Raw genomic sequence first — 12,006 nt, forward strand, 5'->3', positions numbered from 1 at the left:
CTATCGGTAATCAAAACATCCACATCTGCTAAATCCAATTCTCCTGCGTCTTGCGTGCCATTGCCGTTGGCATCCAAATACAAATGTCCTGTTAACGTGCCTGTTTCATTTGGGTCTGGAACAAAGAAACCGTCATTCTCACTAAAACTTGTTGCATTTGGAATCACCGTTGTGGTAGTTGGATCTGTACCTTCGGTTTGTGTTGCACCTGTTGGGAAGTCAGTATCAGTTTCATCGATATCGCTTTCGGTATTGCCTGTTGAAACTACAACAGACCAATCGCCATTAGCATCTGTTGCTACGGTTTGAGTGTTGTTTTGACTATCGGTAATCAAAATATCAACATCTGCTAAATCCAATTCTCCTGCGTCTTGCGTGCCATTGCCGTTGGCATCCAAATACAGATGTCCTGTTAAACTGCCTGTATCATTTGGGTCTGGAACAAAGAAACCGTCATTCTCACTGAAACTTGTTGCGTTTGGAATCACCGTTGTGGTAGTTGGATCTGTACCTTCGGTTTGTGTTGCACCTGCAGGAAAATCAGTATCGGTTTCATCGATGTCGCTTTCGGTATTGCCTGTTGGAACTACAACAGACCAATCGCCATTAGCATTTGTGGTAACCGTTTGAACATTGTTTTGGCTATCGGTAATCAAAACATCCACATCTGCTAAATCCATTTCTCCTGCGTCTTGCGTGCCGTTGCCGTTGACATCCAAATACAAATGTCCTGTAAGTGTTCCTGTTTCATTAGAATCAGGAACAAAGAAACCGTCGTTTTCACTAAAACTTGTTGCGTTTGGAACGACTAAAGTCATCGTCGGATCAGTGCCTTCGGTTTGTATAGCTCCTGTTGGAAAATCAGTATCGGTTTCATCAATGTCGCTTTCGGTATTGCCAGTTGGAACGATTACTGACCAATCGCCATTAGCATTTGTAGTAACCGCTTGAACATTATTTTGGCTATCGGTAATCAAAACATCAACATCTGCTAAATCCATTTCTCCTGCGTCTTGCGTGCCGTTGCCGTTGACATCCAAATACAAATGTCCTGTTAGTGTTCCTGTTTCATTTGGGTCTGGAACAAAGAAACCGTCATTCTCACTAAAACTTGTTGCATTTGGAATCACCGTTGTGGTAGTTGGATCTGTACCTTCGGTTTGTGTTGCACCTGTTGGAAAATCAGCATCGGTTTCATCAATATCGCTTATCGTATTGCCTGTTGAAACTACAACAGACCAATCGCCATTAGCATTTGTGGTTACGGTTTGAACATTGTTTTGGCTATCGGTAATCAAAACATCGACATCTGCTAAATCCAATTCTCCTGCGTCTTGCGTGCCGTTGCCGTTGGCATCCAAATACAAATGTCCTGTTAAAGTGCCTGTTTCATTAGGGTCTGGAACAAAGAAACCGTCATTCTCACTAAAACTTGTTGCGTTTGGAACGACTAAAGTCATCGTCGGATCAGTACCTTCGGTTTGTGTTGCACCTGTTGGGAAGTCAGTATCAGTTTCATCAATATCGCTTATCGTATTGCCTGTTGGTACGATTACTGACCAATCGCCATTGGCATCTGTGGTTACGGTTTGAACATTATTTTGGCTATCAGTAATCAAAACATCGACATCTGCTAAATCCAATTCTCCTGCGTCTTGCGTGCCATTGCCGTTGACATCCAAATACAAATGTCCTGTTAAAGTGCCTGTTTCATTAGGGTCTGGAACAAAGAAACCGTCATTCTCACTAAAAGTTATTGCGTTTGGAACGACTAAAGTCATCGTCGGATCTGTGCCTTCGGTTTGTATAGCTCCTACAGGAAAATCAGCATCGGTTTCATCAATGTCGCTTTCGGTATTGCCTGTTGGTACGATTACTGACCAATCGCCATTGGCATCTGTGGTAACCGTTTGAGTGTTGTTTTGGCTATCGGTAATCAAAACATCGACATCTGCTAAATCCAATTCTCCTGCGTCTTGCATGCCATTGCCGTTGGCATCCAAATACAAATGTCCTGTTAAAGTACCTGTTTCATTAGAATCAGGAACAAAGAAACCGTCGTTTTCACTAAAACTTGTTGTATTTGGAACGACTAAAGTCATCGTTGGATCAGTGCCTTCGGTTTGTGTCGCTCCTGTTGGAAAATCAGTATCGGTTTCATCGATGTCGCTTTCGGTATTGCCAGTTGGAACTACAACAGACCAATCGCCATTGGCATCTGTGGCTACGGTTTGAACATTGTTTTGGCTATCGGTAATCAAAACATCGACATCTGCTAAATCCATTTCTCCTGCGTCTTGCGTGCCATTGCCGTTGGCATCCAAATACAAATGTCCTGTTAACGTGCCTGTATCATTTGGGTCTGGAACAAAAAAACCGTCGTTTTCACTAAAACTTGTTGCGTTTGGAACGACTAAAGTCATCGTCGGATCAGTGCCTTCGGTTTGTATAGCTCCTGTTGGAAAATCAGTATCAGTTTCATCGATATCGCTTTCGGTATTGCCAGTTGGTACGATTACTGACCAATCGCCATTAGCATTTGTGGTTACGGTTTGAACATTGTTTTGGCTATCGGTAATCAAAACATCGACATCTGCTAAATCCAATTCTCCTGCGTCTTGCGTGCCATTGCCGTTGGCATCCAAATACAGATGTCCTGTCAAACTGCCTGTTTCATTAGGGTCTGGAACAAAGAAACCGTCATTCTCACTAAAACTTGTTGCGTTTGGAAAAACTAAAGTCATCGTCGGATCAGTGCCTTCGGTTTGTATAGCTCCTACAGGAAAATCGGCATCGGTTTCATCGATATCGCTTATCGTATTGCCAGTTGGAACGATTACTGACCAATCGCCATTAGCATCTGTTGCTACGGTTTGAACATTGTTTTGGCTATCGGTAATCAAAACATCGACGTCAGCTAAATCTAATTCTCCTGCGTCTTGCGTGCCGTTGCCATCGGCATCCAAATACAAATGTCCTGTTAGTGTTCCCGTATCATTTGGGTCTGGAACAAAGAAACCATCTGTTTCTGAAAATATTCCACCTCCTGATATTGTTGTAGTAGTAGGATTTGTGCCTTCAGTTTGAATAGCTCCAGTAGGAAAATCTGGGTCAGATTCATCAATTGTAGATGTAACGTTACCAGCTAATACATCTGCGTTCCATTCACCATTTGCATCTGTAACTACATTAAAAGAGTTGCCAAAAGCATCATCAATTTGAACATCTATATTAGGAATACCAGATTCTCCTGTATCTTGAGTGCCGTTACCATTGACGTCAAAATAAACTAAGCCATTTATATTACCTATTAAAGCATAACCATCATTACCCGCGTCAGTTACAGAATTATCGGCCACATCAACTAAAGTTGGATCGTCTCCTTCCGTTTGAATGAAACCTGCTGGAAGATCTGTTGTTTGTATAAAAACAAGCGTATTACCAGGAATAACAACTTTTGACCAGTCACCATTAGCATCAGTAGTAGTAGTTGAACCTGTGTTATTACTATCAATAACAATCACCACGATATTTTCTAAACCATTTTCACCTGCATCTTGAATACCGTTACCATTATCATCTTGATAAACTCTGCCTTCGATTGTAGCAGTAGCGTTTAGTGCCTGAAAGAAGTTATTAAATGGATTTAAAGGAGACAAAACCTGACTGTATGCACCAAAAATAGGCAAACAAAATAAACTGATTAGTAAAATAAACCCCTTATTCATACGCTCCAAATATAGGTAATAGAATTAAAAAACTAAGAATCAAAACATTAAAGTTTAAAAAAAAGTTAAAATTAATATTCTACAATAATAAAAAAAGAAACAGCAACCATATTTGATTTTAATTAAAATTACAATTATTTATCTAGTTTATAACTTATTAGTATACATCTCTAAAACAAAAAGAAATAAAAAAACCGATATTCAAAAAATATCGGTTGATCATAAATGATAATTGATTTTTTACTTCACCATCTCAAAACTGCGTTTAATAAATTTTGTCATGGCTTCACCTTTTAATAGATTTTGCGACAACAAAGCTAAATCAAGTGATTGATTGATTAAACGCTGTTTTTTCTTTTTGGTTTTGGTGTTTAAAATGTCTTCAATAAGTGGATGATTGGTGTTCACAACCAAATTATACATCTCTGGCATATTGCCCATACCAAACATTCCACCACCGCCACCGGTTTGTTGCATTTCTTTCATACGACGCATAAACTCGGGTTGTGTAATCATTAAAGGCATGGCACTAGAATCCATATCTTCAAGTTGAACTGTGTATTTTTCTTTAGGTACGACTTCTTCAAATTCTTTTTTCAAAGTTTCTTTTTGTTTCTCATCAAGCTTAGAGACTTTGTCTTCGTCTTTTTTGATAAGATTGTCAATATGGTCGCTGTCAACTCTGACAAATGAAACTTTGTTTTCGTTTTCGGTTTCTATTTTTTGAATCAAATGTGAAACGATTGGCGAGTCTAAAAGCAAAACTTCATAGCCTTTGTCCTTAGCAGATTCAATATAAGTGTGTTGTGCTTCTTTGTCTGATGCATAAAGAATAACGAGCTTGTCATCTTTGTCGGTTTGAGTTTTTTCTATTTTTTCTTTGAGTTCGTCAAAGGTAAGATAGCTGTCATCTACAGTTGGATAAAGTGCAAATTTTTGGGCTTTTTCAAAGAATTTATCTTCTGTAAGCATTCCGTATTCTATCACAACTTTGATATCGTTCCACTTTTGCTCAAATTCTTCACGGTTGTTGTTGAACAATGAATTTAACTTATCTGCAACTTTTCTGGAGATATAGCTTGAGATTTTCTTCACCGCTCCATCGGATTGTAAGTATGAACGCGAAACATTTAAAGGAATATCAGGCGAATCAATCACACCGCGAAGCATTGTTAGAAATTCTGGCACAATCCCTTCAACATTGTCGGTAACAAAAACTTGGTTTTGATAGAGTTGGATTTTATCTTTTTGAGCCGCCAATTCCTGTGTCATTTTAGGGAAATATAAAATTCCCGTCAAATTGAATGGATAATCAACATTCAAATGGATGTGAAACAAAGGCTCTTCAAATTGCATCGGATACAATTCTCTGTAGAAGTCTTTGTAATCTTTGTCTTCTAAATCTGCAGGTTGCTTAGTCCAAGCTGGATTAGGATTGTTTATGATATTATCAACTGTGACCTTTTTAGGTTCTTCATCTTCTTTAGCATCTTCTGCTTTAGGAAGTTCTTTTTCTTTGGTTCCAAATTTGATTGGAACAGGCATAAATTTGTTGTATTTATTTAAGAGTTCAGAAATTCTGTGGTCTTCAAGAAATTCTTTTTCATCATCATTAATATGAAGAATGATTTCTGTACCGCGATCGGTTTTCTTGTCAGTTTCTTCAAGGGTAAATTCAGTTGTACCTTCGCAAGACCAATGCACTGCTGGAGCGTCTTTCCAAGATTTGGTAAAAATTTCAACCTTATGAGCCACCATAAATGCCGAATAAAACCCAAGCCCAAAATGACCGATGATGCCAGCGTCTTTTGAATCTTTGTCTTTATATTTTTCAAGAAATTCTTCTGCACCTGAAAAGGCCACTTCGTTGATGTATTTTTTGACTTCGTCTTCTGTCATACCAATACCTTGGTCTATGATGTGAAGCGTTTTGTTGTCTTTGTTGATTTTAACTTCAATTTGCGGATTGCCAATATCGATTTTAGCTTCGCCAATTCGAGTTAGGTGTTTGAGTTTTTGAGTTGCGTCTGTTGCATTTGAGATGAGTTCTCGAAGGAAAATTTCGTGATCGCTGTAGAGAAATTTTTTGATCAGTGGAAAAATATTTTCTACCGAAACATTAATATTACCATTTGCCATTTTAAATATTTTTTTATTTGAATTCAATTTTAATGACCAAAACAAATACCAATTTAAGCTTTCTGACAAAGTGGCATTAAAGTTTTTAATTTTGTTTTTTAAAAAAACATTTTTTTAAATATTTTGTTTTTTAGAATAACATTTTTGTTAGGTATATTCAGGTATTTTGCCAACTACACCACTATAAAAAGACTTGATGTGTTTTAAATCTTTATCATAATTGCCTGTCGTGTAAAAAGGTTTTGAAATCGAAACGGTTTTAGTTGCATAGTCAAATGCGACAGAAGTAATAGGCACTTGAGCAGTATGTGCAATGTGATAAAAGCCACTTTTCCAAGTTTTGACTTTTTTACGTGTCCCTTCTGGCGTGATGGCTAATCTAAATTCTTGTTTTGATTTAAAAATATTAACAATTTGTTGAACTTTATTTTGAGAAGAAGTTCTATCGATAGGCTCGCCACCCATCCAACGGAAATACCAACCAAAGGGCGAATCAAACAATTCTTTTTTGACGACATAATGTATGGGAATATTTACAACTTTTCTCGCTAAAATACCGATATAGAAGTCGTGCCAACTGGTATGTGGTGCAACAACAACGACTGTTTTAGGAATATCTTTTGAAAATTGACCTTTTATAGACCAACCTAATAATGTATGAAAAACAAACTTAGCGAGTTTCATTAATATCAAATTGCTTGTTAAATTTAAATAAAAAAGACAACTAAAATTATATTATCTACAAATTTATTACATTTGTACTATGGAATTACTCATAATTACAATCATATTATTGGGACTTGCTTTTGCTGGAATTGCTATAAAAATTTGGGGCAAAAAAGACGGTAAGTTTGCTGGAACCTGTGCAAGTCAAAGTCCATTTTTGAATAAAGATGGTGAAGCTTGTAGCTTTTGTGGTAAAAGCCCTGCCGAGCAAAAAGACTGTGACGGTCCAAAAGCCTAAATCATGTTGACTTGGCTTGAGTTGACTTGGTTAATATGGCTATTACTTTATTTTGTTTTTGATTTATTACTTTACTTATCATTCTTAAATATTCCTGATCATTGTTATCCACAAAAAGAGCATAAAAAACTATCAGTGATTATAGCTGCAAAAAATGAAGCTAATCTTCTAAAGAAAAACCTTCCTTTTATACTCAAACAACATCATCCAGAGTTTGAAATTGTTATAGTCAATGACCAATCAGATGATGAAACTTTAAACATTCTAAAAACCTTTGCTCAAAACTATTCAAACTTAAAAATAGTAAACATAAAAGACGGCAAAGCTTCATCTAAAAAAAATGCGGTTCAAAAAGGGATTGAAATTGCAAAATATGAACATTTAGTGTTCACCGATGCGGATTGCAAACCTTTAAGCCATAATTGGTTATCTGAAATTCAACACTATTACAAAGACAAAAATTCGATAATTTTAGGATTTTCACCTTATCAAAAAAAGCGTGGATTTTTAAATCAACTTATTCGTTTTGAAACCTTTATTACCGCATTAAATTATTTTGCCTATTCCAATTCAGGAATGAGCTATATGGGTGTTGGTCGGAATTTGGCTTATACCAAAAGTCTTTATAACAGCCTTAACGGTTTTAAGTCTCATCAACATATTTTGTCAGGCGATGATGATTTGTTTATCAATCAAGCTTCTGCAAGTGCAAATTTTAGGTTGTGCTTAAATCCTAAAACCTATGTAGAGAGTCAACCTGAAACTTCGTTCAAATCTTGGTTAGCCCAAAAACGCAGACATATCACAACTGCTCCACATTATAAAGTATTGCATAAATATTTATTAGCCTTTCAATACTTGACACGATTGATGTTTTGGGGTTTTGTTTTGCCATCAACAATTTTGTTTGAAATAGAAAACGAGTTGTCAGGTTGGTATATAAGTTTGTTGCTGGTTTTATTATGTACTAAAATGCTTATCAACAGAAAGATTTTTAAAAAACTACTAACCAAAGATTTATGGTTATCACAATATTTTTTGGAAATAATTCTGGTTTTATTTCAGTTTTATTTGTTTATGTTTAATTTGCTATCACCAAAAAAAACTTGGTCTTGAACAATCAAAAGGAGCATATCAATTCAGCAAAAGAAGGTCACCAAAAAGGTTTTAATGCCCTTTTGGAAAACCATTGGGACTATGTTTACAACTATTTATTAAAGCTCACACATAATAATTATCTTTCAGAAGAAATATGTATTCAAACTTTTGCTAAAGCTTTTGATAAAATAGAAACTTACGATGACAACTACGAGTTTAAAACTTGGCTAATCACCATATGCAAAAGACTTTGGATAGACCATCAACGCAAAAAAGAAGTTGAAACTACAAAAATAGACAAAAAAACAACCGTCATAAAAAGCGAGGATGCTAATATAGACGAGCAATTGATTCAAAAACAATATGTCTCTAACATCAAAGCCGTGATGAAAAGCTTAAAACCTACTGATCAAGAGGTATTAAAAAAAAGATTATTTGAGGAAAAATCTTATGCCGAAATTGCTGATGAAATGAATGAATCTGTCAATGCTATAAAAGTAAAATTACTCAGGGCTAAACGAAAAGTTGCTAAAATTTTAAAAACAAAATAATTCTGAGATTTATACCTGTTTACTTTGGTTTTACACTCCATTTGAAATTGAATTGCGAAACCAAATCGTCACTTTTGTCAAAAGCCTTTACAAATATCGTCATCTGTTTAGATGATTTTTCTCTAAGGCTTTCATCTATAATTCTATTTATTTTTTGCCCTTCTTGGCATTCAAATCTGATACGACCCGTTGCTTTTTTAAAAAATTCTGAATGAGATTCTATCACAAGCATAGAGACTTTCTGGTTTTGAGATTGAATGGCCTGCATCACTAAAACGCCAGTGCTTAGCTCCGCTGCCATATTTTGCACTGCAAAGTATAAACTCTTAAACGGATTTTGATTTATCCATCGGTGTTTTACAGTAACTTGACTTTTTGAAGCCTCTATAGATTTAAGCCGAACACCACAAATCCATGCTGAAGGCAATTTAAACAGCAAATACCAATTGACTTTACTGGGTTTCAAAATCATTTTTTTAATTGTAAAAATAAACTTTTCTAAAGTTTAAAAAAAGGCTAAGCCAGTTATTTACTTTGATTGAAATCAACAAAACAATCACACTGATATATTAAATATATGTTAATTTATACTACTATGCTATACAAAGTAACTTATAATAGATGTATCTTTGTGTCAGATATTACTATATCTCTTTATTATCAAGCAAAAACAATTATGAATATAGAAAACACAAAAGCACAGATGCGTAAAGGAATTTTAGAATATTGCATTCTTTCAATACTTAAAAACAAAGATGCTTATGTTGCTGAAATTCTTGACGAACTCAAGTCTGCAAAACTCATTGTGGTTGAAGGCACGATTTATCCACTACTAACCAGGCTAAAAAATGCTGAACTTCTTGAATACCGCTGGGAAGAATCTACTGGCGGACCACCGAGAAAATACTATAAATTAACATCCAGTGGACAAGCGTTTTTAGATGAACTTACAGCCTCTTGGACAGATTTACAAATTGCTGTGAAAACCATAACCAACTCAAAAACAAAATAAGATGAATAAAACCTTAGATATCAATATTGCCAATCAGATTTTTCATATTGACGAAAACGCCTATAAGGTTCTCAAAAACTATTTAGATGCCATAAAATCATATTTGGCTAACGAAGCGAGTCGTGATGAAATTATTCAAGATATAGAATCTCGAATCGCCGAACTCTTTATAGAGAGAATGATTTCTGATAAACAAGTCATCACGACTGAAGATGTCAACGAAATCATCAAAATTATGGGCGAGCCTAAAGATTATAGTATCTCTGATGATGAAGACAATCAGCATAGTCAAGCTTATCAAAAAGTAGAAAAAAAACTATATCGCGACAAAGACCAATCTTATATCAGTGGTGTTTCTGCGGGTTTAGCTCATTATCTTGGCATTGATGTAGTTTGGGTAAGATTGTTGTGGATTTTGTTTGCTATACTTTCATTTGGTTGGGCAATTTTGATTTACATCTTATTTTGGATTCTTGTCCCTGAAGCCAAAACTACTGCCGAAAAATTAGCGATGAAAGGCGAACCCATTAACCTTTCTAATATTGAAAAAAAAATTAAAGAAAGTTATGACAACGTTTCTGAAAAAATAAAAGATGTTGATGTCAAAAAGCATTCAAAACGTGTACAAAGCAGTATTTCTTCTTTTTTTAATGAACTTGAAAATATTATCATCAAAATTGGAAAAGTTTTAGTCAAGATCATAGGTTTTGTCTTAATGTTATTTTCTGGATTAGGACTTTTAAGCTTAATCTTCGTCGCTTTAGGACTTGGCGGCGATAGTTTGTTTGGAAGTTTTGATTTAATTGATTATGAAATCATAAGATTAGATGGTCTGATTTACAATGGTGTTCCTGCTTGGTTAGTGATTGTTTCATCGTTCATTGCCATTGCTGTGCCATTAATTTTGATTTTTATTCTCAGCTTAAGACTGTTGTTTTCAAACTTGAAACGTGTCAGTAAAACATTTGTGATCAGTATCAGTGTTTTATGGTTTTTAAGTATTGTAAGTCTTATTTTTATAGGTATCAATTCTTCTTTGAGAGAGCGAGTTTCTGGTGAAATTGTTAATACGACAAGTCTAAATATCAAACCGCAAGACACTTTATTTATCAAAATGAAAGGTAATTTGAATTATACCGTTTCACCATTTAAGAAAAACCAAGAAAAAATCACTTATGATGAAAATGACAAAAGAATTTTATACAATTCCAATGTTGATGTAAAATTTAATCACACCAGTGATAATAATGCTTACATCAGAATTTCAAAATGGACTTATGCCTTTGATGAAAACAAGGCTCGAAATCAAGCCAAATTGATAACATACAACTATCAAATTGATGATGATCAAATTTCTTTAAACAGTTATTTCCTTTCACCTAAAGAATTGAATGACAATTATCTTGGCGTTGATATTGATATCTATATTCCTGAATATGTAAAAATCAGTTTAGATAAAAACACTGATAATTTTGTCGAAAACTATTTTCATCCCCTTGAAAGTGAAAGCAAGTATGATGAGATATATGTTCTAAACGATGACAAATTATGGTGTGCAAGTTGTGAAAAAATTGAACCTTCAGGCAACCCTAAGGAGTAAATTTACGTCTTTATCAATAACCTCTAAACACAAAACTCATGACAACATTAGTTAAATATCTATCATTTGCCATTTTAATTTTCAATGCACAATGCAACATTGACGGCTATAACACCATAAAAGGTGAAGGCGAAGTCACTGAAAAAGAATTTGAACTGTCTCCTTTTGAAGAATTATCACTTGCCAATGCTTGGGATATTAAATTAGTTCAAGCCGATGAAAACAAGTTGGTTATAAAAGCTAATAAAAATCTTATAGAAGAACTAAAAATAGACCAAGACGATTTAAAGCTTAAAATTGGAACTAAAAGTAAAGACAATATAGGTAAAGCCGATTCTAAATTACTCACCATTTATTTTGCTGATAGTTTGACTCACTTAAAAGCTTCGTCTGGAATTAATTTGTTTGCCAAAGAACAATTAAACTTTAATGATATCAACATTTCATCTTCCAGCGGTTCAGATGTAGAATTAAATGTAAAATCTCAAAAATTAAACTGTAGCAGTAGTAGTGGCTCAGATATGAAATTAAAAATATCTTCAACCGATGTTGTGGCTAACTCAAGTAGCGGTTCTGATTTACATCTTATAGGAAAAATGCAATCTTTACAAGCCACATCATCAAGCGGTTCTGACCTGAATATTGAAGGTTACACCGATGAACTTACCGCTAATTCGTCTAGTGGATCAGATATTGAGGCTAAAAACCTAAAAGCTATAAACGTAACTGCAACAGCCAGCTCAGGGTCAACTATTAATGTTTATCCTTTAGAAGTCTTGGTTGGAAATGCTTCAAGTGGTTCCGATATTATCTACCACAACAAGCCAAGTGTGAAATTAGATAAAAACGAATCATCGGGTGGTGATATAACGTACAGATAATTTATAAATTGGATTAGCACAAAAGGCTTCCAA

Annotated in this window: 10 protein-coding genes; 6 read left to right on the plus strand and 4 right to left on the minus strand. The window is 34.9% G+C overall.

The genetic code is table 11. The features are described from left to right. The 3 genes from ACSSV5_RS10015 to ACSSV5_RS10025 all read right to left on the minus strand — a co-directional run. Positions 1-3,728: SdrD B-like domain-containing protein (locus ACSSV5_RS10015; RefSeq protein WP_454245764.1), on the minus strand; the 3,728-nt coding region annotated here is incomplete at its 3' end. A gap of 240 nt (positions 3,729-3,968) precedes the next feature. Continuing rightward, complete coding sequence (gene htpG, locus ACSSV5_RS10020; RefSeq protein WP_454245765.1) at positions 3,969-5,867, minus strand: molecular chaperone HtpG; 1,899 nt, start codon at positions 5,865-5,867, stop codon at positions 3,969-3,971. Positions 5,868-6,014: 147 nt separating this feature from the next. Beyond that, positions 6,015-6,551, minus strand: a complete 537-nt coding sequence (locus tag ACSSV5_RS10025; protein ID WP_454245766.1) for a 1-acyl-sn-glycerol-3-phosphate acyltransferase — start codon at positions 6,549-6,551, stop codon at positions 6,015-6,017. A gap of 79 nt (positions 6,552-6,630) precedes the next feature. Between ACSSV5_RS10025 and ACSSV5_RS10030 the strand changes: the two genes are divergently transcribed. Genes ACSSV5_RS10030 through ACSSV5_RS10040 form a run of 3 tightly spaced genes read left to right on the plus strand, consistent with a single transcriptional unit; the run spans position 6,631 to position 8,480 of the window. After that, positions 6,631-6,831, plus strand: coding sequence for a membrane or secreted protein (locus ACSSV5_RS10030; protein WP_454245767.1), 201 nt, complete (start codon positions 6,631-6,633; stop codon positions 6,829-6,831). A 3-nt stretch (positions 6,832-6,834) separates the two neighbouring features. Continuing rightward, positions 6,835-7,947: a glycosyltransferase gene (locus ACSSV5_RS10035; protein ID WP_454245768.1), complete on the plus strand. Its 1,113-nt coding sequence runs from the start codon at positions 6,835-6,837 to the stop codon at positions 7,945-7,947. Continuing rightward, the gene (locus ACSSV5_RS10040) at positions 7,944-8,480 is read left to right on the plus strand and encodes an RNA polymerase sigma factor (protein WP_454245769.1); all 537 of its coding nucleotides are present in this window, start codon (positions 7,944-7,946) and stop codon (positions 8,478-8,480) included. Before ACSSV5_RS10035 ends, ACSSV5_RS10040 begins: the two co-directional genes overlap by 4 nt. Positions 8,481-8,499: 19 nt before the next feature. On the opposite strand, the gene ACSSV5_RS10045 is transcribed toward ACSSV5_RS10040, so the two are convergent. Beyond that, a complete protein-coding gene (locus ACSSV5_RS10045; RefSeq protein WP_454245770.1) occupies positions 8,500-8,952 on the minus strand; it encodes a DUF4442 domain-containing protein in 453 nt (150 codons plus the stop codon). 204 nt (positions 8,953-9,156) lie between these two features. Between ACSSV5_RS10045 and ACSSV5_RS10050 the strand changes: the two genes are divergently transcribed. From ACSSV5_RS10050 to ACSSV5_RS10060, 3 genes are read left to right on the plus strand one after another with little or no spacing between them, the layout of a single operon-like run. Continuing rightward, positions 9,157-9,492, plus strand: coding sequence for a PadR family transcriptional regulator (locus tag ACSSV5_RS10050; RefSeq protein ID WP_211065624.1), 336 nt, complete (start codon positions 9,157-9,159; stop codon positions 9,490-9,492). 1 nt (position 9,493) lies between these two features. After that, the gene (locus ACSSV5_RS10055; RefSeq protein WP_454245771.1) at positions 9,494-11,092 is read left to right on the plus strand and encodes a PspC domain-containing protein; all 1,599 of its coding nucleotides are present in this window, start codon (positions 9,494-9,496) and stop codon (positions 11,090-11,092) included. A 38-nt stretch (positions 11,093-11,130) separates the two neighbouring features. Then, positions 11,131-11,973 carry a head GIN domain-containing protein gene (locus ACSSV5_RS10060; protein ID WP_454245772.1) on the plus strand — a complete coding sequence of 281 codons (843 nt, stop codon included), beginning with the start codon at positions 11,131-11,133 and terminating at the stop codon, positions 11,971-11,973. The last annotated feature ends 33 nt before the right edge of the window (positions 11,974-12,006 follow it).

The organism is Psychroflexus sp. MBR-150 (genome assembly GCF_053628795.1).